Below are 24,141 nucleotides of genomic sequence, written 5' to 3'. Positions count from 1 at the left end.
GTCTGCTGTGCTCCATACCGTCCCGATCAGTGGAGTTGATCGCTGATCAAGGGGGCGGTATGGGGTACGGACCGACCAGCAAGATGCTGGTCAATCTGGTGGACGGCTGCGCGCAGGCCAAGAACGTGGTTCCGGGCAGCGCGATGTGGACGCTGGACGGCGACCGGACGGCGCAGACCACGGTCACACGGGTGACGGCGGTCAAGGGACGTGAGGCCGTCGATGTGGTCACGGACCACATGACCTTCACCGCCAGTCCGGATCTGCTGCTGGCCACGTCGGACGGCTGGCTGCCCGCGTGGGACGCGTCGGGGGCGATGATCGCCTGGACACCGGCGCGCAAGCTGTGCCGGGAGCGGTTCACTATTCGGCCGGGGCACGAGTTCGGGTACTTCGTGGGCGCCACCTGTGCCGACGGCACGGTCGGCAAGAACTACGTATCGCTGGTCGTGAACGAGGAGGAGTTCGCGGCCCGGTATGCGGCCGCTCTGGCGGCCTGCACAGGGCTCCCTGCACGGCTGGAAGCCGTGACCCGGCCCTCCGGTTATCTGAAGCGGGACCTGCCGGGCTTTCGGGTCCGTGTGGTCTCCTCGTTGCTCTCCGATGCGATGAGGCACTACGTGGGCGGAGACGCCCACCACATGCGGCAGCGCTTTCCGCGGGTGGTGCTTCGTGACATCGATACGTTCAGTGGGTTCCTCGACGGATACATCGAAGGCGATGGCCACCGCCTCAAGCAGTGGCGGGGGCGCGTGATCGCGAGCGCCAACGTCCCGTTCCTGGCCGAGATCGCCCCGATCATCGGAGCGCAGTTCACCCCGGCGACAAAGAGCATTTCCAAACTCTGCGTGTCGGACCGTTGGCAGAGCCGCGGCACCTTCACCCCCGAGCACCACCCCACCGCCCCGCCCGAGTCCTCCTGGGTCCGGGTCCGCGAGGTCCGCCCCCGCCCCGCCCTCGGTGCCAAGCCCTTCACCTTCTACAGCTACCGGCTGTCCCCGCACCCCACGTTCCTGGTGAACGGGCATCTGGTGCGCGAGCCCTGGTAAGAGGCGGGCAGCGGTCAGGAGACCGGGGCGTGGCCCTGGCCGTTGTGGTGGTCGGTGTCTTCGGGGAGTTTGCAGACGCGTTCGAGGAAGAGGGCTGCGGCGATGACGGCGATGCCTGCGAGGACCGCGAAGCCGGCGTAGATGGCCTGGTCACGGCGGGCGGGGATGTCGAGGGAGCCGAGGAGGAAGACGCCGGTGCCGCCGTACATGCCGGCGACGAGGGCGGCGACGAGGGCGCTGGCCTGGCCGAAGACGACGGCGCGGGCGGCCATGAGGGGTTCGACGCCCTTGGCGCCGGGGCGGCGCTCGCGCTGGGCCTTGAGGCGGGCGCGCAGCGAGAGGGCCGTGGCGGCGAGGACGGCGGCGATGACCGCGAGCACGATGGGGGCGGCGAGCGGCACGCTGGGGAGCGTGCCGAGCGCGTCCCAGAGGCGGGCGGCGCCCCAGGAGAGGACGCCCGCGGCGAGGAACAGTCCGGCGAGCACCTTGAGCCGCAGTTGTTTCACCGGGTGTCCTTCGTCGCGTGTGGGTGGGCGGTCTCCGTCGAGACTAACGACTACTCGGGCAGCCGGAGTTCCAGGTCGGCCCGTGCCGTGAGGCCGTCGCGGCCGAGGGCGGCGAGCAGGTCGGCGACGGCGCCGTGGCCGGGGAGGGCGGCCTCGGGGTCGATGTCGTGCCAGGGGGCGAGGACGAAGGCGCGCTGGTGGGCGCGGGGGTGGGGGAGGGTGAGGACGGGGTCGTCGGAGATGACGTCGGCGTACGTGATGATGTCGACGTCGATGGTGCGGGCGCCCCAGCGCTCCTCGCGGATGCGGAGGAAGGCTTCTTCGACGGCGTGGGCCCGCTCCAGGAGGGAGGAGGGCGGCAGCGTGGTCTTCACGAGGACGACGGCGTTGAGGTACGAGGGCTGGGTGCCGGGGTCGACGCCCCAGGGCTCGGTCTCGTAGACGGGGGAGACGGCCTTGACGCGGAGGCCGGGGGTGTCGCCGAGGGCGTCTACGGCGCCCTGGAGGTTTTCCAGGCGGTTGCCGAGGTTGGCGCCGAGGGCGAGGACGGCCCATTTGGGGTTGGAGAGGGTGGTGTCGGCCGCGTCGACGGCCGCGGTGACCGCGGCGGGGACGGGCTGCACGGTGGGGTCGCTGTGCTGGGGCTTCATGCGCGGCTCCGGGTGATGGTGATGGTCACGTCGTCGAAGGGGACGGTGATGGGCGCGTCCGGCTTGTGGACGACGACTTCGACCTCCTGGACGCCGGCGTGCTTGAGGCACTGTTGGGCGATGCGCTCGGCGAGCGTTTCGATGAGGTCGACGGGCTCGCCCTGGACGACGTCGACGACCTCTTCGGCGACGACGCCGTAGTGGACGGTCTTCGTCAGGTCGTCGGAGGCGGCGGCGGCGCGGGTGTCGAGGCCGAGGGTGAGGTCGACGATGAAGGTCTGGCCTTCCTCGCGTTCCTTGGGGAAGACGCCGTGGTGTCCTCGGGCCTTGAGGCCGCGCAGCGCGACACGATCCACGCGAATCACTCCTGCTGTCGTAGTTCGGGTGGCCACGCAGCCGGATGCGGACGGCCGGGTGTCCGTCATCGAATCTACCTGCGGGGTCTGACAGCCGGGTCGGCGCCCGGGGGGTGTGCCGGGGGCGGGTGGCTCAGTCGGTGTTGTCGTTGTCGTCGCCGTCGTTGTTCTCGGGGATGACGGGGGAGCCGTGGTGGGACCACACCTTCCACCCCTCCGACGTGCGGCGGAACACGTTCGTGGCGACGACGAGCTGGCCGACGAGGGGGCCGAGCTCGGCGCCGTCCTCGGCGGGTCCGCCGCTGAGGATGTTCTCGGTGCACGTGACGACCGCCACGTCGTCGGCGAGCGAGATCTCGACGTCGGTGAGGAAGAACTGGATGTAGTCGGTGTTCGCCATGATCAGGGCGTACGAGCGGAGGACGTCGCCGCGGCCGCTGAGGACGGGCCAGCCGGGGTGGACGCAGGAGACGGGGGTGGCGCCGTCGTCGAGCCAGAGTTCGGTGATGGTGTCGAAGTCGCCCTGTTCCATCGCTTCGTAGAAGGCGGTGTTGGCGGCTTCGACGGCGGCCCGGTCGGTGTCGCGGGGGTGGGGGCCGGGGCGGGAGGCGGTCACCTGGCTCCTTCGACGGCTCTGGCGACTCGTACGGCGTCGGCGGTGGCGCGGACCTCGTGGACGCGGACGGCCCAGGCGCCTGCGTGGGCGGCGAGGGCGGAGACGGCGGCGGTGGCGGCGTCGCGTTCGCGGGCGGGGGGCGGGGTGGCGCCGGGTTCGCGGGTGAGGACGTGGCCGAGGAAGCGTTTGCGGGAGGCGGCGACGAGGAGTGGCCGGCCGAGGGCGCGGAGCTCGGGGAGGTGGGCGACGAGTGCGAGGTCGTGGGGGGCGAGTTTGGCGAAGCCGAGGCCGGGGTCGACGACGAGGCGTTCGGGGGCCATGCCGCCGTCGATGACGGCTTCCATGCGGGTGCGGAGTTCGCGGACGACTTCGCCGACGACGTCGTCGTAGACGGCGAGGCTGTTCATGTTGTCGCTGAAGCCGCGCCAGTGCATGACGACGAAGGGGACTTCGGCGGCGGCGACGGCGGGGACCATCTGTGGGTCGGCGAGGCCGCCGCTGACGTCGTTGACGAGGTGGGCGCCGGCGGCGACGGCCTGGGCGGCGACGGTGGCGCGCATGGTGTCGACGGAGACGGTGACGCCTTCGGCGGCGAGGCCGCGGACGACGGGGATGACGCGGCGGAGTTCCTCGTCCTCGTCGACGCGGCTGGCGCCGGGGCGGGTGGACTCGCCGCCGACGTCGACGAGGTCGGCGCCTTCGGCGACGAGGTCGAGGCCGTGTTTGACGGCGGCCGTGGTGTCGAACCAGCGGCCGCCGTCGGAGAAGGAGTCGGGGGTCACGTTGACCACGCCCATGACCGCGCAGCGGTCCCACTCCGGCAGGCCGAGCGCCGTGCCCCGGTCGATCGTCGTACTCATGTCTCCAGCGTAGGGCCCGGCCGCCCCGCCGGGCCCTACGGGCTCAGGCGGTGGTCAGGCGGCGGTCAGGCGGCGTGGGCCTCGTGCTCCGTCTGGGCGGGGACGATGTGGCCGCAGGGGTGGGGTTCGGCGGTGCGCCGGCGGCGGCTGAAGGGCCGGGGCAGGGAGAGGTTCACGAAGCCCTCGGCCTGCATGGCGGCGAAGCCGATGCGGGGCAGGTCGCCGCTCTTGCGGTAGACGACGAAGCGGGGTTCCCAGCGGGGCTGGAACTTGGCGTTGAACTTGTAGAGCGACTCGATCTGGAACCAGCGGGAGAGGAAGACGAGCAGTCCGCGCCACATCCGCAGGACGGGGCCTGCGCCGATCTTCTCGCCGCGGGCGAGGGCGGCGCGGAACATGGCGAAGTTGAGGGAGATCCGCTCGATGCCGAGGCGGGGGGCGTTCTGCAGGGCGGCGACGATGAGGAGCTCGTTCATGCCGGGGTCGGCGCTGCGGTCGCGGCGCATGAGTTCCAGGGACATGCCGTCCTTGCCCCACGGGACGAAGTGGATGATCGCCTTCAGGTCGCCGTAGGGGGAGTGGGTGCCGGTGGGATCACCGGGGTCCTCTTTGTGGGCGGTCGCTATCACTGCTTCGCCGTCGCCGGGGCCGCCGATGCGGCCGAGGGCCATGGAGAAGCCGCGCTCGGTGTCGGTGCCGCGCCAGTCCTCGGCGGCGCGGCGGACCCGCTCCAGTTCGCCGTCGCTGAGGTCGCTGACGCGGCGGACCTTGGTGGTGTAGCCGTTGCGTTCGATGCGCTTGACCATCTGGCGGACGTTGCGCATGGCGCGGCCGGAGAGGGAGAAGTCGGCGACGTCGACGATGGCCTCGTCGCCGAGTTCGAGGGCGTCGAGTCCGGTCTCGCGGGTCCAGACCTGGCCGCCGGTCTCGGAGCAGCCCATGACGGCGGGGGTCCAGGAGTGGGCCTTGGCCTCGTCCATGAAGCGTTCGATGGCGCCGGGCCAGGCCTCGACGTCGCCGATGGGGTCGCCGCTGGCGAGCATGACGCCGGAGACGACGCGGTAGCAGACGGCGGCCTTGCCGCTGGGGGAGAAGACGACGCCCTTGTCGCGGCGGAGCGCGAAGTGGCCGAGGGAGTCGCGGGCGCCGTGCTTGGCGAGCAGGTCGCGCAGTCGGGCCTCGTCGTCCTCGGTGAGCCGGGCGGCGGGGTGTTCGGGCCGGAAGGCGAGGTAGATGGTGGTGAGGGCGGTCAGCATGCCGAGGGCGCCGAGCTGGTAGCCGACGGTCCAGCCGGTGTTGCCCGCGTAGTCGACGGGGCCTTCGGCGCCGAACAGGCCGTAGAGGACGTGTTCGAGGCGGTCGGTGAGGCTGGGGCTGCCGATGACGCGGCGCGGGTGGGCGCTGACGATGACGAGGCCGAGGGCGATGGAGCCGGCGCCCATGAGGACGAAGTTGGCGAGGGCTCGCCAGCGGCTGCGCGGGTCGGGCAGGGCGGCGAACTGGTCGCGGTGCACGCCGAGCAGGGTGAGCAGCACCAGGGAGAGCACGGCGCCGGTGACGGAGTGGCGCCAGGTGAGCTGGGCGGCGGCGCCGAGGGGCAGCAGGACGACGGCGGCGCGCCAGGCGCGGCGCTTGTTGCGCTTGAGGCCGTGGGCGAGCAGCAGCAGCAGGACGCCGGCGCTGAGGGAGAGGGCCGCGGAGAGCGGTCCGAGGGTGCCGGGGAGGACCTCGGCGGCGGCGTGCATCTTGCTGGCGCGGAACCGCGGGAGGACTCCTGCGGCGACGTCGACCAGGCCGATCACCGTGCAGGCCGTGCCGACGAGGGCCGGGACCCTCTCGGGTCGGGGTCCGCGCAGAATCCGGCGTACACGATCCGGAACCGATCCGGACTTGTCCCCATCTACCGTGACAGACATCGCTTCCCGTGCTTCCCGTGGTTCCGCGAGAGATCGTTGATCCGGAGGGCCGCGCGGCTGGTATCGGGCCGTTCCGGAGGTTTGCGCCTTCTAGGACGGAGCAGCGATGGGGCGGGTTCACTGCCCGCAGGAGAAATCTCAGGGAATTATCAGGGAAGAAAGCTCGGGCGTCTCATGGGTCTCACCAGCAACTCTGTTCTCGCGGTGGCGGTCGTCGCGGCCGTGGCGCTGTTCGGTGCCACGATCTGGCTGTGGCCGCGGCTGGCGCGTGGCGGCTGGCGTTCCGTTCTGGGGCGGGTCGGTGTGCTGCTCGCCACCCAGTTGGCCCTGTTCGCCTCGGTCGGCCTGCTGGTGAACAACACCTTCCAGTTCTACGGCTCGTGGGCGGACCTGTTCGGCCAGGAGCAGGACATGGGTGTGGTGCTCGATCACTCGGGCGGCTCCAAGGACGTGAAGGTGCTGGGGACGCAGGCGATCGACGGTGTGCCGGGCGGCGGCCGGCCGACGATCGGCGGGCAGATACAGAAGGTGGTGATAGCCGGTGCGAAGTCGAAGATCGAGTCGCCCGCGTACGTCTATCTGCCGCCGGAGTACTTCCAGCCCCGGTACGCGAAGGCCACGTTCCCGGCGGCCGTGGTGCTCACCGGCTATCCGGGGACGGCGGAGAACCTGCTGAAGGGTCTGCGGTATCCGAAGACGGCGTACCAGCAGGCCAGGGCGGGCAGGATGCAGCCGATGATCCTGGTGATGCTGCGTCCGACGGTGGCGCCGCCGCGGGACACGGAGTGCGTGGACATCCCGGGCGGCCCGCAGACCGAGACGTTCTTCGCCGAGGATCTGCCGAAGGCGGTCTCGGGCACCTACCGGGTGGGCACGAAGGCCCGGAACTGGGGCTTCATGGGGAACTCGACGGGCGGCTACTGCGCCCTGAAGATCGTGATGCACCACCCGGAGCGGTTCTCGGCGGCCGCGGGCTTCTCCGCCTACTACAAGGCGGCGGACGACGTGACGACCGGCGACCTGTTCCAGGGCGACGAGGCCGCGCGGCAGCGGGCGAACCTGCTGTGGAGCCTGGACCACCTGCCGCAGGGCGACGCGTCGTTCCTGGTGACGTCGTCCAAGCACGGCGAGGGGAACCTGAAGGGGACGATGGCCTTCATCAAGAAGGTGAAGGCCCCGGCGCAGATCTCCTCGATCATCCTGGACAGCGGTGGCCACAACTTCAACACCTGGAACCGGGAGATCCCGCCGGGCCTGGTGTGGATGAGCGGGAAGCTCAGCGCGAGCTGAGGTCCGCCGGGCCGAGCTCCGCCGGGCCGAGTTCCCTCGACGCCCGGCGCAGGGCCCGGTGGACGCCGTCGGCGGTGAGCGAGCCGAGCAGCCGGGCCGGGTCGCCGGGTGCGTGCACCGCGATCCGGCCGGCGTCGTCCTGGAGGAGGGCGGCGAGCGCTTCCTGGAGGGACGAGTCCAGGGGGAGCGCCGTCGGCGGTACGGGCTCGGGTACGGGGTCGAGCTCGGCCTCGGCCAGTGCGGTGACGGCGAGCCGGCGCAGCGCGCGGTCCGCGCCGACGAAGTCGGCCACGTACGGGGTGGCGGGGGCGCCGAGCACGCGGGCGGGGGTGTCGAACTGCTCGATGCGGCCCTGCCCGTAGACGGCGATGCGGTCGCCGAGCCGGACCGCCTCGGCCAGGTCGTGGGTGACGAGCAGCACCGTCTTGCGGACGGTGGCCTGGAGGTTCAGGAACTCGCTCTGGAGCCGTTCGCGGACCACGGGGTCGACGGCGCCGAAGGGCTCGTCCATCAGGAGGACGGGCGGGTCGGCGGCGAGCGCGCGGGCCACGCCGACGCGCTGGCGCTGGCCGCCGGAGAGCTGCTCGGGGTAGCGGTGCCCGTGGACGGCGGGGTCGAGGCCGACCAGGTCGAGGAGTTCGGCGGCGCGCTCGCGGGCCTTCGCCTTCTTCCAGCCGAGCAGGGCGGGCACGGTGGCCGTGTTGTCGAGGACGGTGCGGTGGGGGAAGAGGCCGACCTGCTGGATGACGTAGCCGATGGTGCGGCGCAGCCGGACCGGGTCGACTGCGGCGACGTCCTCGCCGCCGAGCAGGACGCGGCCCGAGGTGGGCTCGACGAGCCGGTTGACCATCTTCATCGTGGTGGTCTTGCCGCAGCCGGACGGTCCGACCAGGGTGACCAGCTCTCCCTCGGCGACCTCGAAGGAGAGGTCGTCGACCGCCGTGGTGCCGTCCGCGTACCGCTTGGTCACGTGCTCGAACCGGATCATGGTTCCCCATTCTTACCGTTTGCGGCCCGCAATGTGTGAAGGAAGTATTTCCACACGGTGGCACTTCCGGCGGGAAGCCCGGCGATTGTCAGTGGCGGAGGTTAGGGTCGCAGACGGATGTTCGACGAGCGCGCGGCGACGGGGGGTGCATGCGCATGGCCGGGGCGAACTGCCTGGTGACGAACGACTGGATCTGCGGGGAGTATCTGCGCACCCGCTCCCAGGAGTTGACCGACGCCACGATCCAGCATGTGGGAATCACCGTCGTGTCGGTGCTCCTCGGGATCGTCGTCGCCTTCCCGCTCGCGCTGCTCGTGCGGGCCCGGCCGCGGCTCGCCGGACCCGTCCTCGGGCTCACCACCCTGCTCTACACGATCCCTTCGCTCGCGATGTTCTCGCTGCTCCTGCCCTTCCTGGGGCTGTCGTCGGCGCTGGTCGTCACCGGACTGGTGCTGTACTCGCTGACGATCCTGGTGCGCGGCGTGCTGGCCGGGCTCGCGGCCGTGCCCGCCGAGACCCTGGAGGCGGCCCGGGGCATGGGGTACGGGCCGGGGCGGCTGCTGTGGGAGGTCGAACTGCCGCTGGCGCTGCCCGCGTTGATGGCCGGCATACGGACGGCGACGGTCTCCACGATCGCGCTCACCACCGTCGGCTCGCTCGTCGGCCGCGGTGGCCTCGGCAATCTCATCGAGGACGCGCTGCCCTCGTTCTTCAAGGCGCAGGTGCTCACCGCCGCGGTGCTGTGCGTGCTGCTCGCGGTCACCGCCGACCTGCTGCTCCTCGGACTCCAGCGGCTCCTGACGCCCTGGACGCGGATACGGGCGGCGGGCGGCTGGGCGCCGGCGGGCGGGGGTGCGTGAGATGGGCTTCTTCGCGGACACCTGGACGTGGCTGACCACCGGCGCCCACTGGTCGGGCGAGAGCGGTGTGTGGCACCGGCTCGCCGAGCACCTGTACGTGAGCGGGGCGGCGCTGCTGCTCGCCTGTGCCGTCGCGCTGCCGCTGGGCCTGTGGCTCGGGCACCTCGGCAGGGGCGGCGCGCTCGCGGTCAACGTCTCCAACGCCGGCCGGGCCGTGCCCGTCTTCGCGGTACTCGCCCTGTTCATGGTGTCGCCGCTGCGCAACGCCGGTGACATACCGACGGTGATCGCGCTCGTCCTGTTCGCGATACCGCCGCTGCTCACCCACGCCTATGTGGGCGTACGGGAGGTGGACCGCGCGGTCGTCGAGGCTGCCCGCGGCATGGGCATGAGCGGCGGGCAGCTCTTCCGCGGGGTCGAACTGCCCCTCGCGCGGCCGATGCTGATGACCGGTCTGCGCTCGGCCGCCGTGCAGGTGGTCGCCACCGCGACCATCGCCGCGATGGCCGGCCAGGGCGGCCTCGGCCGGATCATCACGGCCGGCTTCAGTACGTACAACACACCGCAGGTGGTCGCCGGAGCCCTGCTCGTGGCCCTGCTCGCGCTCCTCGTGGAGGCGCTGCTGGTGGCCGCCGACCGGCTCCTGGGCCACCGGGCACCGCGGTGACCCCCGCCCGCCGGAACGACGTCGAACAACGAAATGGGTGATCTTGTGAGCAGGAACTCGCGCATCGCGGGTGCGGTACTGGGCCTCGCGGCCCTGACGGTGTCCCTGACCGCCTGCGGCGGCGACAGCCTGGAGAAGTCGAAGGACGGCGGCTCGGCGGCGACCGGCGGCAGCGGCGGCGGCAGCAAGGGCTCGATCGTCGTCGGCGCCGCGTCCTTCACCGAGTCGAAGGTCCTCGCCGAGCTGTACGCGCAGCTCCTCGACGACGCCGGATACGACGCGAGCGTCACCACGGTGCAGAATCGCGAGCTCTACGAACCGTCCCTGGAGAAGGGCGAGATCGACGTCGTACCGGAATACGCGGCGACGCTCGCGGAATTCCTCAACGCGAAGGTGAACGGGCCGAAGGCGCCCGAGGAGAAGCCGGTCGCCTCCGGAGACCCGGCCGCCACCACCGAAGCCCTGAAGAAGCTCGCCGAGCCGCGCGGACTGAAGGTGCTCGCGGTCGGCGGGGCCGTCGACCAGAACGCCTTCGCCGTGAGCCGGGAATTCGCGGAGAAGAACAAGCTGAGCACGCTTTCCGATCTCGGCCGCGCCAAGCTGAAGGTGAAGATCGCGGCCGGTGACGAATGCGCGATACGGCCCTTCTGCGCGCCGGGTCTGAAGAAGACCTACGGCATCGACGTCGCCGGTGTCGATCCCAAGGGAGTCGGCACCCCGCAGGCCAAGCAGGCCGTCAAGGACGGGGTCGACCACCTCGTCCTCACCACCACCACGGACGCCACCGTCGACTCCTTCGGACTTGTCTTCCTCACCGACGACAAGAAGCTCCAGAACGCCGACAACGTGCTGCCCGTCGTCAATGCCAAGGACGCCGGATCGCCGCAGATAGCCGCCGCCCTCGACAAGATCACCAAGGTCCTCACGACGGCGGATCTCGCCGAACTGAACCGCAAGGTGGACGCCGAGCGTGCGAAGCCCGAGGACGTCGCCAAGAGCTATCTGGAGTCGAAGGGGCTGCTCAAGAAGTAGGCGCCGGACAAGGAGAGTCGGCCGGGCCCGGCCGGGAAAGGGGACGGCCCGGGCCGGCTACGGCGAGAACTCGCCAACAGATTGCCGGGGCGGCCCCCCATACGGCGCCTACGCACGGTAAATTTCAGGCCATGCCACGTGGACGTCACCGCCATTCCCCACCCCTGCACAAGCTCCTGCCGCCCTCCGCGGTCGCCGGGGCTTCGGTCGTCTGTGCCGCGGGCGCCTGGCTGATCGGTGACGCCGTGGTGCTGCGGCTGCTCGTCGCCGCCACGGCGGCCGCCGCCGTCACCGGCGCCGTCCTCATGCGCAGTTGGGACCGGAGCGCCGGCCGCCAGGTCGCCGAGCTGACCCGGGCCCGCACCGCCGACCAGTGGAAGCACGACGAACGGATCGCCGAGCTCGAGGCCGACCTGGAGGAGTCGCGCGAGCTGCGCACCCGCCTCGACGCCAAGCTCCGCGCCAAGCGCGTGGAGCTGGCCGGCCTGCGCAGCGAGCACGCCGACCTGCTGCGCCGCTACGCCACCGCCGAGACCGAACGCGCCAGCGCCCTGGAAGGCCGCCGCGTCCTCGCCCTGGAGAGCAGCTCGGCCACCGCCTCCCCGGCCAAGGCGCTGCCCCCGGCCGGCTCCACGCCGACCCCGGAGGCGTACCGCAGGGCCGCGGAGGCGCTGCGCAACCTGGAGGCCCGCGCGGAGCAGCAGCACGCGGAGGCCGAGGCGGAGGCGGAGACGGAGCCCGAGGCGCCGACGGCCGAGCCCGAGACAGCCGAGCCCGAGACAGCCGAGCCCGAGGCCAGGGCCGAGGCAGGGGCCGGGGCCGAGGCCGTCGAGCCGAAGGCCGCACCGACCCCGGCCGAGCAGCACGCCCGGACCGTGGGCCTGCGCACCGTGCCCGCCGCCGCCGCGATCGTCCCGTACGCCGCCCGCCGCCCCGTTCCGCGCCCCGCCGGCGGTTTCGACTACTTCGGCACGCACGCGGGCGCCGGCGCGAAGAAGGCGGCGGCCGCGATCGAGGCCGTGCAGAACACCGACCTCGCCGACGTCGTCGGCGAGGAGGTCCTCGCGGAGGCCGCGGAGGCCGCCGAGCGGCGCCCGGCCGGGCAGCGGGCGATCGGCCAGGTCATCGACCTGACGGCGCACGACGAGACCGAGCAGCTGGACGTGACGGAGCTGCGCGGCGCGGTCAACTCGTAACCGCACCACGTACGGCGAAGGCGCCGGCGGACCACGGTCCGTCGGCGCCTTCCGCGTAGATGCCCGCCTCAGGTGTCTGCTTCGGGTGCCTACTTGTCGATGTCGCCGACGACGAAGAACATCGACCCCAGGATCGCCACCATGTCCGCGACCAGCGTCCCCGGCAGCAGCTCGACCAGCGCCTGGATGTTGTTGTACGACGCCGAGCGCAGCTTGAGCCGGTACGGGGTCTTCTCGCCCTTGGAGACGAGGTAGTAGCCGTTGATGCCGAGGGGGTTCTCGGTCCAGGCGTAGGTGTGGCCCTCCGGCGCCTTGAGGACCTTCGGCAGGCGCTGGTTGATCGGCCCCTGCGGCAGCTGGTCGAGCCGGTCCAGGCAGGCGTCGGCCAGGTCAAGCGAGTTGTGCGTCTGGTCGAGCAGGCACTCGAAGCGGGCCAGGCAGTCGCCCTCCGACCGGGTCACCACCCGCAGCACGTCCGCCAGCTCCCCGTACGCGAGGTACGGCTCGTCCCGGCGCAGGTCGAAGTCGACGCCGGAGGCGCGGGCGATCGGCCCCGACACCCCGTACGCGTGCACGGTCTCCGGGCGCAGCACCCCGACCCCGCGGGTCCGGCCGCGGAAGATCTCGTTGCCGAGCACCAGCCGGTCGTACACGTCCATCCGCGACCGCACGTCCGCGACGGCCTGCCGCGCCCGTCCCAGCCAGCCCGCCGGCAGGTCCTCCTTGAGGCCGCCGACCCGGTTGAACATGTAGTGCATGCGGCCGCCGGAGACCTCCTCCATCGCGGCCTGGAGCTCCTCGCGCTCGCGGAAGGCATGGAAGACCGGGGTGATACCGCCCAGTTCGAGCGGGTACGAGCCGAGGAACATCAGGTGGTTGAGGACCCGGTTCAGCTCGGCGAGCAGCGTCCGCGTCCACACGGCCCGCTCCGGCACCTCCATGCCCAGCATCCGCTCGACGGCCATGACCACGCCGAGCTCGTTGGAGAACGCGGACAGCCAGTCGTGCCGGTTGGCCAGCATGATGATCTGCCGGTAGTCCCGCGCCTCGAACAGCTTCTCGGCCCCGCGGTGCATGTATCCGATGACCGGCTCGGCCTCGCGCACCACCTCGCCGTCGAGCACCAGCTTCAGCCGGAGCACTCCGTGCGTGGAGGGATGCTGCGGCCCGATGTTCAGCACCATGTCGGTGCTCTCCGCCGCGCCGCCGATGCCGACCGTCGTCTCCGTCATGCCGCTCAGTATCCCCCGTGCCCGGAATCGCCCGGGACCCCCGGGACCCCTTGGGCACCCTGCGCCTCATGGGCCCCACGCGCCTCGCGGGCCCCCGGCACCCGCTGGACGAGCCATAGGAAGTCGCCGAGCCCGCCCGCCGCGGTCAGCTCCGCTGCCTCGCCCGCCGCGGCGAGCGCGCGGACGTAGCCGGCCGGGTCCGTCGAGGCGAGGGAGAGCGGCGGGCGGGTGCCGGTCACGCCGAGCCCGTGCAGCGCCTCGCGCTGGGTGCGCAGCTCGGTGTCGACGGACGGCACGGCGGCCGCGCAGGCGTCCAGGGCCACATGAGCGGTCAGGTCGCGGCTGCCGTCGGGGGCCGGGGGGAGCTCGCGGCCGGCGCGGAAGGCGGTGAGGGTGCCGAAGGGGGGACGGGCGGCGCGCAGGTGGGCGTAGTCGACGGCGATCGCCGTGCCCGCCGCGAGGGAGCCGACGGCCGCGGCCCAGGCGGCGTCCCGGGGACGGCCGATCTCGGCGCGCTCGCCCGGTTCGCGCAGCGGCCACCAGCGGTCCAGCCACGCGGCGTCGGCGCCGGTGACGAGCGCGCCAGGCCGTTCCGTACCGTCGGCGCGCACCAGCACGTACCGGACGGTCCCGTCCTCGTCGACCATCGCGATGTCGACCGGCACGTTGTCGAGCCACTCGTTGGCGAAGAGCAGCCCGCGCACCCCGCCCTCCGGGATCCGGTCGGTCCAGGTGATCCGCGGGTCCAGGCCGTCCGGCCGGCCGGCCCGCTCGACCCCGTACGCCCGGATCCGCAGCCCCGGCGGCGCGGCGGCGAGCACGCCGGTGATCAGCTCGCCGCGTCCGGCGCCGACGTCAATGAAGTCGACCTCGTCCGTGTCCAGCTCCTCGGCGATCGTGGCGAGCAGCCGGGCGACGGCGCCGGCGAAGAGCGGGGAGGCGTGCACCGACGTACGGAAGTGGCCGGCGGGGCCCTCGGGGCGCAGGAAGAAGCCGTCGGGGCCGTACAGGGCGCGCTCCATGGCGGCCCGCCACCCCTGCCACTCACCCGCCCCGTCGGGCGTCCCGCCCGGCGTCCCGGCCGCTGCCTCGTCCGTCTCGTCGTCCGTCACGTGCCCCAGTCTCCACCTTGGGGAGTAGGTGCCGTAGCGGAAGGATGGGACCCACGGTTGACCCCTGCACCTATCTCTCTTCCCTACGCTTTGCTGTGTGCAGCGTCTCTACGACTTCCTCCGCAGACACCCGACAGGCGTCGACACCTTCTGGGCCGTCGTCCTCTTCGGGATGTCCGCGCTCTGGGTGGACACGTCCGCCCCGAGGATCGGCCAGCCGCTCGTGTACGGCGTCGTGGCCGCGCTGTTCTCGCTGGTCGTCGCGTTGCGCCGGCGCATGCCGGAGAAGATGCTGCTGCTCGCGGTCGTGCTCGGGCTCGTCCAGCTGGCGCTGGGGATCGTCCCGTTCATGCCCGACTTCGCGATGCTCGTGATCATCTACACGGTCGCGGCGCACGACGGCCCCCGCTGGGCCTCCCGGCTCGCGCTCGCCGGCGGGCTGAGCGCGGCCTTGCTGTCCCAGCTGCGCTGGCCGGTGGAGGCGTCGCACACCTCCGCCGGCACCGTCTTCTTCGTCGTCATCATGACCGTGCCGTTCGCGCTCGCCTGGGTCCTCGGCGACTCCGTGCGCACCCGCCGCGCCTACTTCGCGCAGCTGGAAGAGCGGGCCTCGCGCCTGGAGAAGGAGCGCGAGGCGCAGGCCAAGGTCGCCGTCGCCGCCGAGCGGGCCCGGATCGCCCGCGAGCTGCACGACGTCGTCGCCCACAACGTGTCGGTGATGGTGGTGCAGGCGGACGGCGCCGCGTACGTCATGGACTCCTCGCCGGAGACCGCCAAGCAGGCCCTGGAGACCATCTCCTCCACCGGCCGGCAGGCGCTCGCCGAGATGCGGCGGCTGCTCGGCATCCTGCGCACCGGTGAGCACCAGGAGGCGGGGGAGTACGTGCCCCAGCCGGACGTCAAGCAGATCGAGGACCTGGTCGAGCAGGTCCGCGGCACCGGCCTCGCGATCGACTTCAAGATCGAGGGCAATCCGCGCCCGCTGCCCAGCGGCGTCGAGCTCACGGCGTACCGGATCGTGCAGGAAGCCCTCACCAACACGCGCAAGCACGGCGGCCCCGACGCGGGCGCGAGCGTGCGGCTCGTCTACTTCGACGACGGCCTCGGGCTGCTCGTCGAGGACGACGGACGCGGGGCGCCGCAGGAGATGTACGAGGACGGCGGCGCCGACGGCCGCGGTCACGGCCTGATCGGCATGCGGGAGCGGGTCGGCATGGTCGGCGGCACCCTGGACGCCGGTCCGCGCCCCGGCGGCGGCTTCCGCATCAGCGCTCTGCTCCCCCTCAAGACCGCTCACTGACGACCTTTAAGGATCTCCATGTCCATCCGCGTGATGCTCGTCGACGACCAGGCGCTGCTGCGCACCGGTTTCCGCATGGTGCTCGCCGCCCAGCCGGACATGGAGGTCGTGGCGGAGGCCGGTGACGGTGTGGAGGCGCTGCAGGTCCTGCGGTCCGCGGAGGTCGACGTGGTCCTGATGGACGTGCGCATGCCCAAGCTGGACGGGGTGGAGACGACGCGCCGGATCTGCGCCGAGCCGGACGCGCCGAAGGTGCTGATCCTGACCACCTTCGACCTCGACGAGTACGCGTTCTCCGGGCTGAAGGCGGGCGCCAGCGGCTTCATGCTGAAGGACGTGCCGCCGGGCGAGCTGCTCGGCGCGATCCGCTCGGTGCACAGCGGCGACGCGGTGGTGGCCCCGTCCACCACCCGCCGCCTGCTCGACCGCTTCTCGCCGATGCTGCCGTCGACGGGCCGGGAGCGATCCGCCGACAGCGCGGTCGACAAGCTGACCGAGCGCGAGCGCGAGGTCATGCTCCTGGTCGCACAGGGCCTGTCGAACGGCGAGATCGCGGCCCGGCTCGTGCTGTCCGAGGCGACCGTGAAGACGCACGTGGGCCGCATCCTCACCAAGCTGGGCCTGCGCGACCGGGTGCAGGTCGTGGTCCTCGCGTACGAGACCGGGCTTGTGCGGGCGGGCGGCGGGCGCTGACGTGCTGCTCTGGATCAACGGGCCGTTCGGCGGCGGCAAGACCCAGACCGCGTACGAGCTGCGGCGCCGCCTGCCGGGCAGTGTCGTCTGCGACCCGGAACACATCGGCTTCGGCCTGCACCGCACCCTGCCGGCGGAGCTGCGCGGTGCCCGCGGCCGGAGGCCGCTGATAGATGCCGCCAGGACCTGCCGGCCTGGCGGCAGGGCGTGTACGAGGTCCTGGACCCGGCGCTGCGGCGGCACGACGGCCCGGTGCTCGTGCCCATGACCCTCGTCGAGCCCGCCTACTTCGCCGAGATCGTCGGCCGCCTGCGCGACGCGCACGGCGAGGCCCGGGTGCGTCACTTCGCGCTGCTCGCGGAGCGCGAGACGGTGCTGCGGCGGCTCACCGAGCGGGGCCTCGGGCGCGGGCTGAAGCGGGAGAGCTTCGCCGTGCGGAAGCTGGACGGCTGCCTGGCCGCCCTGGCCGGCCCGGAGTTCGCCGACCACATCCGTACGGACGAGCTGACGGTCCCCGAGGTCGCCGACCGGATCGCCGGACTCGCCGGCCTGCGGATCGCCCCGAACACGGACGGCCCGCTGCGCCACCGGCTGCGCCGCGTGCGGATCGGGCTCTCCCACATCCGCTTCGACTGACGTCGGCCACCTCGGCACCGGCTCCAGGAAGTCGCTGCCGAGCCGGGCGACCACGGAGAAGTCCCGCTGGTGCAGCACACAGCGACCCCGGCGCCGGGTGGTGAGCGGTCCGGCCTTCTTCAGGACGGAGAGGTGGCGGGAGACCTCGGGGGCGACTCCCCGTCCCTCCGGGCTCAGTCCGGAATCCGCGACAGGAACTCCCGCGTCGCCTCCTTCACGTCCTCCTTCGTCCACTCCAGCCCCGGCGCGCCCACCGTCACCTCCGTCATCGCCATGCCCGGCGGGCCGCCCACGGGGGCGGGGAACCAGCGGCGGAAGAGGGTGGTCCCGGTGTCCTCGGCGAGGGAGAGGGCGGCTGCGGTGAGGGTGTCGGGGTCGTAGGGGAGCCAGACCTGGAACTGGTGGGTGTGGGGTATCCCGGGGTGGACCCGGAACCAGCCGACGCCCGCCTCCGTGAAGGCCTCGCGCAGCGCGTCCGCGACGACGCGCGCGTGCGCCACGTACGAGGGCAGCGCGGGCAGCTCCGTGTCCAGGCCGCGCAGGGCGGAGAGGGCCGCCGGGTACTGCGAGAAGATCTGGCCGCCGTACCGGTGGCGCCACAGCTTGGCCTCCGCCACCAGCTCCTCGGGGCCGGCCAGGACCGCACCGGACATGCCGCCCAGCGACTTGTAGAACGACACGTACACGCTGTCCGCGAGGCCCGCGATCTCCGGCAGGCTCCGGCCGAAGTGGGTCGTGCACTCCCACAGCCGGGCCCCGTCGAAGTGGACCACCGCGTCCCGCTCCCGGGCCGCCTCGACGACGTCGACGAGCTCGTCCCACGTGGGCAGGACGAAGCCCGCCTCGCGCAGCGGCAGCTCCACCATCAGCGCCCCGAACGGCTCCGGGAGGTCGCGCACCTCGTCGGCCGTGGGCAGCCGGGGCTCGCCCGTGGGGTGGATCGTGCGCAGCCCGCTCACGGTGCCGAAGGCGTCGCTCTCGTGGCCCTCCGGATGGGCGAGCGGGTGCAGCGCGACGACCGCGTTGCCGGTGCGGCCGGCCCAGCTGCGCAACGCGACCTGCTGGGCCATGGTGCCGGTGGGGAAGAAGGCGGCGGCCGGGAAGCCCAGCTCCGCCGCGACCCGCCGTTCCAGCTCCTCGACGACCAGGTCGCCGTACGTGTCGACCGGCTGGTCCGCGTACGGCGTGGCCGCGGCCCAGTCGGCCAGCTCGCGCAGCCGCGCGGCGACGGTGCCGTCCGGCGAGGCGTCCTGCAGCTTGCGCGCCGCCCCGCCCCACACCCGGGCCCGGTGGACCCGGGCAGGCAGCTCCTGCTCCGGACCCTCCCTCTGATCGTCCCGCTGCTCCCGCACGTGCTCCTCGGCGCCCTGCTGTTCCATGTCCATGGCCCGATCATGGGCCATGGACGACTCCCCCTCCACGGAGATATCCCCACCCCCGGTCCGATCGTCATACCGCCACCCACACCCTGTGGACAGCCCGCGGGATGGCGTCGAAACGCTGGCGTAGCATGACCAGAAATCGTCCGGTACCCCCCGCGGACTGGAACGGAAGGCCGATCCGAACAGTGAACGCACCACCACCCGAGCCCGCCGAGCCCACGGCGCACCCCCGGCACGCGGACCGCGCCGAGGACCGCCCCGCCCGGCTCACCGTCGGAGTCGTCGGCGCCGGCCGCGTGGGTCCCGCCCTCGCCGCCGCCCTCCAGCTCGCCGGACACCGCCCGGTCGCCGTCTCGGCGGTCTCCGACGCCTCCCGCCGCCGCGCCGCGGCCCTGCTCCCCGACGTGCCCGTCGTCGAGCCGGCCCAGGTGCTCGCGCTGGCGGACCTGGTCCTGCTCACCGTCCCCGACGACGCCCTGCCCGGTCTCGTCGAGGGCCTCGCCGAGACCGGCGCCGTGCGGCCCGGCCAGCTCCTGGTGCACACCTCGGGGCGGTACGGGGTGCGGGTCCTCGACCCGGCCCGGCGCGCCGGCGCGCTGCCGCTCGCGCTGCACCCGGCCATGACCTTCACCGGCACCTCCGTGGACGTCCAGCGGCTCGCCGGCTGCTCCTTCGGCGTCACCGCGCCCGAGGAGCTGCGGCTGGCCGCGGAGGCCCTGGTGATCGAGATGGGCGGCGAGCCCGAGTGGATCGCCGAGGAGAACCGGCCGCTCTACCACGCGGCCCTCGCCCTCGGCGCGAACCACCTGGTCACCCTGGTGGCCCAGGCCATGGAGCTGCTGCGATCGGCCGGCGTCGCCGCCCCGGACCGGATGCTCGGCCCGCTGCTCGGCGCGGCCCTGGACAACGCGCTGCGGTCCGGCGACGCGGCCCTCACCGGGCCGGTCGCCCGCGGCGACGCGGGCACCGTCGCCGCGCACGTCGCCGAGCTGCACAAGCACGCGCCCGGCACCGTCGCCGGCTATCTCGCGATGGCCCGCGCCACCGCCGACCGGGCGCTCGCGCACGGCCTGCTCAAGCCCGAGCTGGCCGAGGACCTGTTGGGCGTGCTCGCCGAGAAGGACGACCACCGATGACTCTCACCCCGGTCCGTACGGCCGCCGAGCTCCGCTCCCTGAAGGGGGGCGAGGGCCGCCGCGCCGTGGTCATGACCATGGGCGCCCTCCACGACGGGCACGCCACCCTGGTCCGGACCGCCCGCGAGCGGGTCGGCGCCGACGGCACCGTCGTCGTCACCGTCTTCGTCAACCCGCTGCAGTTCGGCGCGGGCGAGGACCTCGACCGCTATCCGCGCACCCTGGACGCCGACCTGGCCCTCGCCGAGGAGGCCGGCGCCGACGCCGTCTTCGCCCCGGCCGTCGACGAGGTCTACCCGGGCGGGGAGCCGCAGGTGCGGATCACCGCGGGCCCCATGGGCGAGCGCCTTGAGGGCGCATCCCGGCCCGGCCACTTCGACGGCATGCTCACCGTCGTCGCCAAGCTCCTCCACCTCACCGCGCCCGACCTGGCCTTCTTCGGCCAGAAGGACGCCCAGCAGCTGGCCCTGATCCGCCGGATGGTCCGCGACCTGAACTTCCCGGTCGAGATCGTCGGCGTGCCGACGGTCCGCGAGGCCGACGGCCTCGCCCTGTCCAGCCGCAACCGCTACCTGTCGGCCGGGGAGCGCCGTACGGCCCTCGCGCTGTCCCGCGCGCTGTTCGCGGCCCGCGACCGGCTCGCCGCCCAGGAGGCGCTGCGTGCCCGCGCGGAGTCGCTGCCCGGCGCCCAGGGGCGGGGCGAGACCCGCGCCGAGGCGCTGTCCCGGCTCGGCGAGGCCCGCGCCGCCGCCGACGCCCACGCGATCGCCCAGGCCGCCGAGGCCGGTGGCGCCGACGCCGTACGGGCCGCGGCCCTCGCGGTGCTCGACGACGCGGGGAAGGCCGAGCCGCCGCTCACCCTGGACTACCTGGCCCTGGTCGACCCGGCCGACTTCACGGACGTCGCCGACGGACACGAGGGCGAGGCGATCCTCGCCGTCGCCGCGCGGGTGGGGACCACGCGGCTCATCGACAACATCCCCCTGACCTTCGGAGCCACGAAGTGATCGGAGTTGCCAAGTGACCGGAATACGGCTGCACGCGCCCGCCCCCGGCTGGTCGATCGACGCCGACGTCGTCGTGGTCGGCTCCGGCATCGCCGGTCTGACCGCTGCCCTGCGGTGCACGGCCGCCGGGCTGCGCACCGTCGTCGTCACCAAGGCGCTGCTCGACGCCGGCTCCACCCGCTGGGCCCAGGGCGGCGTCGCCGCCGCGCTCGGTGAGGGCGACACCCCCGAGCAGCACCTCGACGACACCCTCGTGGCCGGCGCCGGGCTCTGCGACGTGCAGGCCGTGCGCGCCCTGGTCACCGAGGGCCCCGACGCGGTGCGCCGGCTCATCGAGACCGGCGCCGCCTTCGACCTGACCGCCGACGGCGCGATCGCGCTGACCCGCGAGGGCGGCCACCACCGCCGCCGGATCGTGCACGCCGGCGGCGACGCCACCGGCGCCGAGATCTCCCGCGCACTGGTCGAGGCGATACGGGCGCGGGGCGTACGCACCATCGAGCACGCCCTCGTGCTCGACCTGCTCAAGGACGACGCCGGACGCACGGCCGGCGTCACCCTGCACGTGATGGGGGAGGGTCAGCACGACGGCGTCGGTGCTGTCCACGCCCCCGCCGTGGTCCTCGCCACCGGCGGCATGGGCCAGGTCTTCTCCGCGACCACCAACCCGTCTGTCTCCACCGGCGACGGCGTCGCCCTCGCGCTGCGCGCCGGGGCCGAGATCTCCGACCTGGAGTTCGTCCAGTTCCACCCGACGGTGCTGTTCCTCGGCGCCGGCTCCGAGGGCCAGCAGCCGCTGGTCTCCGAGGCGGTACGCGGCGAGGGCGCCCATCTCGTCGACGCCGACGGGGTCCGCTTCATGCTCGGGCAGCACGAGCTGGCCGAGCTGGCGCCGCGCGACATCGTCGCCAAGGCGATCACGCGCCGGATGCAGGAGCAGGACGCCGAGCACATGTACCTCGACGCCCGGCACTTCGGCGCCGAGATGTGGGAGCAGCGCTTCCCGACGATCCTGGCCGCCTGCCGGGCGCACGGCATCGACCCGGTCACCGAGCCGATCCCGGTCGCCCCGGCCGCCCACTACGCCTCCGGCGGCGTCCGCACCGACCTGCACGGCCGCACCACCGTGCCCGGCCTGTACGCGTGCGGCGAGGTCGCCTGCACCGGCGTGCACGGCGCCAACCGGCTCGCGTCGAACTCGCTCTTGGAGGGCCTGGTCTTCGCCGAGCGGATCGTCGCCGACATCGCCGCGCACGGCCCGCACCGCGAGGGCACCCCGGTCGTCGACGACACGACCACCATCCTGACCCTGCTCGCCCCCGAGGCCCGCCGCGAGCTCCAGCTGACCATGACCCGGGGCGCGGGCGTGCTGCGCTCCGCCGCGAGCCTGGCCGAGGCGGCCGGCGCCCTCGAAGGGCTGCGCCAGGGCGCGGAGGACGGACGCAAGGCCGCCGAGCCGGGCGTCGAGTCCTGGGAGACCACCAACCTGCTGTGCGTGGCCCGGGTCCTGGTCGCCGCCGCGCGCGAGCGCGCCGAGACCCGCGGCTGCCACTGGCGCGAGGACCACCCCGACCGCGACGACGCGACCTGGCGGCGGCATCTCGTCGTACGCCTGAGGCCCGACCGGAGCCTGGCGGTCACCCGTACCGCCACCGCAGACTTCCCGCCCGTCACCCCCGAGGCGGGCGCCCCCGTAACCCCCGACGCACCCAGGGAGCAGCTGTCGTGAGCACGCCCGAGGAAGCACGTCCGACGCCCGTGGACGTCCCCCTGATCCACATCAACGCCCCGGCCGAGCCGGCCGGTGGCTGCGGCGACGGCTGCGGCTGCGGCGAGGCCGACGAGTTCGAGTGCGGGCTCGACCCGGCGCTCGCCGAGCTGCTCGCCGACGCCGGGCTCGACCCGGTCCAGGTCGAGGACATCGCGCACCTGGCCATCGCCGAGGACCTGGACGGCGGCGTGGACGTGACGACCGTGGCGACCGTCCCCGAGGACGCCGTCGCGACCGCCGACTTCACCGCCCGCGAGGCCGGCACGGTGGCCGGCCTGCGGGTCGCCGAGGCGGTGCTCTCCATCGTCTGCACCGACGAGTTCGAGGTCGAGCGGCACGTCGAGGACGGCGCCCGGGTCGAGGCCGGCCAGAAGCTGCTCAGCGTCACCGCCCGCACCCGCGACCTGCTCACCGGTGAGCGCAGCGCCCTGAACATCCTGTGCCGCCTGTCCGGCATCGCCACGGCCACCCGCAAGTGGGCCGACGCCCTGGAGGGCACCGGCGCGAAGGTCCGCGACACCCGCAAGACCACCCCGGGCCTGCGTGCGCTGGAGAAGTACGCGGTGCGCTGCGGCGGCGGCGTCAACCACCGCATGTCGCTGTCGGACGCGGCCCTGGTCAAGGACAACCACGTGGTGGCGGCCGGCGGTGTGGCGCAGGCGTTCAAGGCCGTGCGCGAGCAGTTCCCGGACCTGCCGATCGAGGTCGAGGTCGACACGATGCACCAGGTCCGCGAGGTCCTCGACGCGGGCGCCGACCTGATCCTGCTCGACAACTTCACGCCGGTCGAGACCGAGGAGGCGGTCGCCCTGGTCGCCGGCCGGGCGGCCCTGGAGTCCTCCGGCCGGCTCACCCTGGAGAACGCGGCGGCCTACGCGGCCACCGGCGTCGACTACCTCGCGGTGGGCGGCCTCACCCACTCCTCCCCGATCCTCGACATCGGCCTCGACCTGCGCGAGGTCGACGCCTGATGCTGCTCACCATCGACGTCGGCAACACGCAGACGGTGCTCGGGCTCTTCGACGGCGACGAGATCGTCGAGCACTGGCGGATCTCGACGGACCCGAGCCGCACCGCCGACGAGTGGGCGGTCCTGCTGCAGGGCCTCATGGGCATGCATCCCCTGCTCGGCGCCGAGCTGAGCGACGGCATCGGGGGGATCGCGATCTGCGCGACGGTCCCCTCGGTGCTGCACGAACTGCGCGAGGTGACCCGCCGCTACTACGGCGACGTCCAGGCCGTCCTCGTCGAGCCGGGCGTCAAGACTGGCGTCCCGGTCCTCACGGACAACCCCAAGGAGGTCGGCGCCGACCGCATCATCAACTCGGTCGCGGCCGTCGAGCTGTACGGCGGACCGGCGATCGTCGTCGACTTCGGCACGGCGACGACCTACGACGCGGTCACCCGGCGCGGCGAGTACGCGGGCGGCGCGATCGCCCCGGGCATCGAGATCTCCGTCGAGGCGCTGGGCGTGAAGGGCGCGATGCTCCGCAAGATCGAGCTGGCCCGCCCGCGCAGCGTCATCGGCAAGAACACGGTCGAGGCCATGCAGTCCGGCATCGTCTTCGGGTACGCGGGCCAGGTGGACGGCGTCGTCGCGCGGATGAAGCGCGAGCTGGCCGGCCCGGACGGGAACCCGTCGGACGTGACCGTGATCGCCACGGGCGGCCTGGCGCCGATGGTGCTCGCCGACTCGAAGGAGATCGACGCGCACGAGCCGTGGCTGACCCTGATCGGCCTGCGGATGGTCTACGAGCGGAACACAGCGCGGCAGTAGAGCCCGGCCCGGGAGTCCGGGGCGGGCACCGACCCGCCCGGGAAGATCGAAAAGCGGCAGATTTGTCCGATTAGCGCGTATCTTCGGCCCATGCCCACGCCCTACGGAC

At 72.9% G+C, this 24,141-nt stretch carries 23 protein-coding genes and 1 pseudogene; 14 read left to right on the top strand and 10 right to left on the bottom strand.

The features are described from left to right. Positions 1-29 precede the first annotated feature (29 nt). Positions 30-1,049, top strand: a complete 1,020-nt coding sequence (locus ACIRSU_RS19665) for a hypothetical protein (RefSeq protein ID WP_403793747.1) — start codon at positions 30-32, stop codon at positions 1,047-1,049. A 14-nt stretch (positions 1,050-1,063) separates the two neighbouring features. On the opposite strand, the gene ACIRSU_RS19660 is transcribed toward ACIRSU_RS19665, so the two are convergent. The 6 genes from ACIRSU_RS19660 to ACIRSU_RS19635 all read right to left on the bottom strand — a co-directional run bounded on the left by ACIRSU_RS19660 (position 1,064) and on the right by ACIRSU_RS19635 (position 5,953). Next, complete coding sequence (locus ACIRSU_RS19660; RefSeq protein ID WP_403793745.1) at positions 1,064-1,555, bottom strand: DUF3180 domain-containing protein; 492 nt, start codon at positions 1,553-1,555, stop codon at positions 1,064-1,066. 50 nt (positions 1,556-1,605) lie between these two features. Continuing rightward, on the bottom strand, positions 1,606-2,205 hold the full coding sequence (gene folK, locus ACIRSU_RS19655) for a 2-amino-4-hydroxy-6-hydroxymethyldihydropteridine diphosphokinase (protein ID WP_403793743.1): 600 nt from the start codon (positions 2,203-2,205) through the stop codon (positions 1,606-1,608). Beyond that, the gene (gene folB, locus ACIRSU_RS19650) at positions 2,202-2,561 is read right to left on the bottom strand and encodes a dihydroneopterin aldolase (RefSeq protein WP_403793742.1); all 360 of its coding nucleotides are present in this window, start codon (positions 2,559-2,561) and stop codon (positions 2,202-2,204) included. Before folB ends, folK begins: the two co-directional genes overlap by 4 nt. Positions 2,562-2,694: 133 nt before the next feature. Continuing rightward, entirely contained in the window at positions 2,695-3,177 is a 483-nt protein-coding gene (locus tag ACIRSU_RS19645; RefSeq protein WP_403793740.1) for a nuclear transport factor 2 family protein, read from the bottom strand. Beyond that, positions 3,174-4,037: a dihydropteroate synthase gene (folP, locus tag ACIRSU_RS19640; RefSeq protein ID WP_403793738.1), complete on the bottom strand. Its 864-nt coding sequence runs from the start codon at positions 4,035-4,037 to the stop codon at positions 3,174-3,176. The genes ACIRSU_RS19645 and folP overlap by 4 nt, the downstream gene beginning before the upstream one ends. Before the next feature lie 65 nt (positions 4,038-4,102). Then, complete coding sequence (locus ACIRSU_RS19635) at positions 4,103-5,953, bottom strand: phosphatidylglycerol lysyltransferase domain-containing protein (protein ID WP_403793736.1); 1,851 nt, start codon at positions 5,951-5,953, stop codon at positions 4,103-4,105. Between the two features lie 174 nt (positions 5,954-6,127). On the opposite strand from ACIRSU_RS19635, the gene ACIRSU_RS19630 reads away from it, so the two are divergent. Next, positions 6,128-7,243 carry an alpha/beta hydrolase gene (locus ACIRSU_RS19630; protein ID WP_403793734.1) on the top strand — a complete coding sequence of 372 codons (1,116 nt, stop codon included), beginning with the start codon at positions 6,128-6,130 and terminating at the stop codon, positions 7,241-7,243. Here ACIRSU_RS19630 and ACIRSU_RS19625 read toward each other — a convergent pair. Then, positions 7,230-8,231 carry an ABC transporter ATP-binding protein gene (locus tag ACIRSU_RS19625; protein ID WP_403793732.1) on the bottom strand — a complete coding sequence of 334 codons (1,002 nt, stop codon included), beginning with the start codon at positions 8,229-8,231 and terminating at the stop codon, positions 7,230-7,232. The genes ACIRSU_RS19630 and ACIRSU_RS19625 overlap by 14 nt on opposite strands. A gap of 155 nt (positions 8,232-8,386) precedes the next feature. On the opposite strand from ACIRSU_RS19625, the gene ACIRSU_RS19620 reads away from it, so the two are divergent. From ACIRSU_RS19620 to ACIRSU_RS19605, 4 genes are all read left to right on the top strand, one after another. Beyond that, positions 8,387-9,091, top strand: coding sequence for an ABC transporter permease (locus ACIRSU_RS19620; RefSeq protein WP_403793730.1), 705 nt, complete (start codon positions 8,387-8,389; stop codon positions 9,089-9,091). Position 9,092: 1 nt separating this feature from the next. Next, entirely contained in the window at positions 9,093-9,758 is a 666-nt protein-coding gene (locus ACIRSU_RS19615; RefSeq protein WP_403793729.1) for an ABC transporter permease, read from the top strand. Positions 9,759-9,791: 33 nt separating this feature from the next. Continuing rightward, positions 9,792-10,790: an ABC transporter substrate-binding protein gene (locus ACIRSU_RS19610; protein ID WP_403793727.1), complete on the top strand. Its 999-nt coding sequence runs from the start codon at positions 9,792-9,794 to the stop codon at positions 10,788-10,790. A gap of 131 nt (positions 10,791-10,921) precedes the next feature. Beyond that, the gene (locus ACIRSU_RS19605; protein WP_403793726.1) at positions 10,922-11,986 is read left to right on the top strand and encodes a hypothetical protein; all 1,065 of its coding nucleotides are present in this window, start codon (positions 10,922-10,924) and stop codon (positions 11,984-11,986) included. Between the two features lie 89 nt (positions 11,987-12,075). On the opposite strand, the gene ACIRSU_RS19600 is transcribed toward ACIRSU_RS19605, so the two are convergent. Beyond that, positions 12,076-13,218, bottom strand: coding sequence for an NADH-quinone oxidoreductase subunit D (locus ACIRSU_RS19600; RefSeq protein ID WP_403793724.1), 1,143 nt, complete (start codon positions 13,216-13,218; stop codon positions 12,076-12,078). 5 nt (positions 13,219-13,223) lie between these two features. Further along, positions 13,224-14,240, bottom strand: a complete 1,017-nt coding sequence (locus tag ACIRSU_RS19595; protein WP_403794868.1) for an SAM-dependent methyltransferase — start codon at positions 14,238-14,240, stop codon at positions 13,224-13,226. A 187-nt stretch (positions 14,241-14,427) separates the two neighbouring features. On the opposite strand from ACIRSU_RS19595, the gene ACIRSU_RS19590 reads away from it, so the two are divergent. The 3 genes and pseudogenes from ACIRSU_RS19590 to ACIRSU_RS19580 all read left to right on the top strand — a co-directional run bounded on the left by ACIRSU_RS19590 (position 14,428) and on the right by ACIRSU_RS19580 (position 16,959). After that, positions 14,428-15,630: a sensor histidine kinase gene (locus ACIRSU_RS19590; protein WP_403793722.1), complete on the top strand. Its 1,203-nt coding sequence runs from the start codon at positions 14,428-14,430 to the stop codon at positions 15,628-15,630. An 18-nt stretch (positions 15,631-15,648) separates the two neighbouring features. Further along, positions 15,649-16,323, top strand: a complete 675-nt coding sequence (locus ACIRSU_RS19585) for a response regulator (RefSeq protein WP_403793720.1) — start codon at positions 15,649-15,651, stop codon at positions 16,321-16,323. A 1-nt stretch (position 16,324) separates the two neighbouring features. Beyond that, positions 16,325-16,959: pseudogene (locus tag ACIRSU_RS19580) on the top strand (AAA family ATPase). A gap of 173 nt (positions 16,960-17,132) precedes the next feature. On the opposite strand, the gene ACIRSU_RS19575 reads toward ACIRSU_RS19580, so the two are convergent. Further along, complete coding sequence (locus ACIRSU_RS19575) at positions 17,133-18,362, bottom strand: threonine aldolase family protein (RefSeq protein ID WP_403793718.1); 1,230 nt, start codon at positions 18,360-18,362, stop codon at positions 17,133-17,135. Between the two features lie 164 nt (positions 18,363-18,526). Here ACIRSU_RS19575 and ACIRSU_RS19570 point away from each other — a divergent pair, with 164 nt between their 5' ends. The 5 genes from ACIRSU_RS19570 to ACIRSU_RS19550 are packed head-to-tail and all read left to right on the top strand — an operon-like array spanning position 18,527 to position 24,032. After that, entirely contained in the window at positions 18,527-19,477 is a 951-nt protein-coding gene (locus tag ACIRSU_RS19570; RefSeq protein ID WP_403793717.1) for a Rossmann-like and DUF2520 domain-containing protein, read from the top strand. Then, positions 19,474-20,484: a pantoate--beta-alanine ligase gene (panC, locus tag ACIRSU_RS19565; RefSeq protein WP_403793716.1), complete on the top strand. Its 1,011-nt coding sequence runs from the start codon at positions 19,474-19,476 to the stop codon at positions 20,482-20,484. The genes ACIRSU_RS19570 and panC overlap by 4 nt, the downstream gene beginning before the upstream one ends. 13 nt (positions 20,485-20,497) lie before the next feature. Beyond that, on the top strand, positions 20,498-22,213 hold the full coding sequence (locus tag ACIRSU_RS19560; protein WP_403793715.1) for an L-aspartate oxidase: 1,716 nt from the start codon (positions 20,498-20,500) through the stop codon (positions 22,211-22,213). Continuing rightward, positions 22,210-23,226 carry a carboxylating nicotinate-nucleotide diphosphorylase gene (gene nadC, locus ACIRSU_RS19555; protein ID WP_403793713.1) on the top strand — a complete coding sequence of 339 codons (1,017 nt, stop codon included), beginning with the start codon at positions 22,210-22,212 and terminating at the stop codon, positions 23,224-23,226. The genes ACIRSU_RS19560 and nadC overlap by 4 nt, the downstream gene beginning before the upstream one ends. Continuing rightward, positions 23,226-24,032, top strand: a complete 807-nt coding sequence (locus tag ACIRSU_RS19550) for a type III pantothenate kinase (protein WP_403793711.1) — start codon at positions 23,226-23,228, stop codon at positions 24,030-24,032. Before nadC ends, ACIRSU_RS19550 begins: the two co-directional genes overlap by 1 nt. Positions 24,033-24,141: the final 109 nt, after the last annotated feature.

Origin of the sequence: Streptomyces sp. NPDC101160, from assembly GCF_044768205.1 — a bacterium.
GTDB lineage: Bacteria > Actinomycetota > Actinomycetes > Streptomycetales > Streptomycetaceae > Streptomyces.
The sequence above is the reverse complement of the archived record's forward strand: the minus strand, read 5'-3'. Positions and strand labels throughout refer to the sequence as shown.

Bases quoted from the DNA above. Each gene is read 5' to 3' on its own strand.
- ACIRSU_RS19575 (WP_403793718.1), bottom strand. From the start codon at position 18,362: ATGGCCCATGATCGGGCCATGGACATGGAACAGCAGGGCGCCGAGGAG.
- ACIRSU_RS19620 (WP_403793730.1), top strand. From the start codon at position 8,387: ATGGCCGGGGCGAACTGCCTGGTGACGAACGACTGGATCTGCGGGGAG.
- ACIRSU_RS19600 (WP_403793724.1), bottom strand. From the start codon at position 13,218: ATGACGGAGACGACGGTCGGCATCGGCGGCGCGGCGGAGAGCACCGAC.
- ACIRSU_RS19630 (WP_403793734.1), top strand. From the start codon at position 6,128: ATGGGTCTCACCAGCAACTCTGTTCTCGCGGTGGCGGTCGTCGCGGCC.
- ACIRSU_RS19610 (WP_403793727.1), top strand. From the start codon at position 9,792: ATGGGTGATCTTGTGAGCAGGAACTCGCGCATCGCGGGTGCGGTACTG.
- folP (WP_403793738.1), bottom strand. From the start codon at position 4,037: ATGAGTACGACGATCGACCGGGGCACGGCGCTCGGCCTGCCGGAGTGG.
- ACIRSU_RS19615 (WP_403793729.1), top strand. From the start codon at position 9,093: ATGGGCTTCTTCGCGGACACCTGGACGTGGCTGACCACCGGCGCCCAC.
- ACIRSU_RS19595 (WP_403794868.1), bottom strand. From the start codon at position 14,240: ATGGAGCGCGCCCTGTACGGCCCCGACGGCTTCTTCCTGCGCCCCGAG.
- ACIRSU_RS19605 (WP_403793726.1), top strand. From the start codon at position 10,922: ATGCCACGTGGACGTCACCGCCATTCCCCACCCCTGCACAAGCTCCTG.
- ACIRSU_RS19550 (WP_403793711.1), top strand. From the start codon at position 23,226: ATGCTGCTCACCATCGACGTCGGCAACACGCAGACGGTGCTCGGGCTC.
- ACIRSU_RS19585 (WP_403793720.1), top strand. From the start codon at position 15,649: ATGTCCATCCGCGTGATGCTCGTCGACGACCAGGCGCTGCTGCGCACC.
- ACIRSU_RS19625 (WP_403793732.1), bottom strand. From the start codon at position 8,231: ATGATCCGGTTCGAGCACGTGACCAAGCGGTACGCGGACGGCACCACG.
- folK (WP_403793743.1), bottom strand. From the start codon at position 2,205: ATGAAGCCCCAGCACAGCGACCCCACCGTGCAGCCCGTCCCCGCCGCG.
- panC (WP_403793716.1), top strand. From the start codon at position 19,474: ATGACTCTCACCCCGGTCCGTACGGCCGCCGAGCTCCGCTCCCTGAAG.
- ACIRSU_RS19635 (WP_403793736.1), bottom strand. From the start codon at position 5,953: ATGTCTGTCACGGTAGATGGGGACAAGTCCGGATCGGTTCCGGATCGT.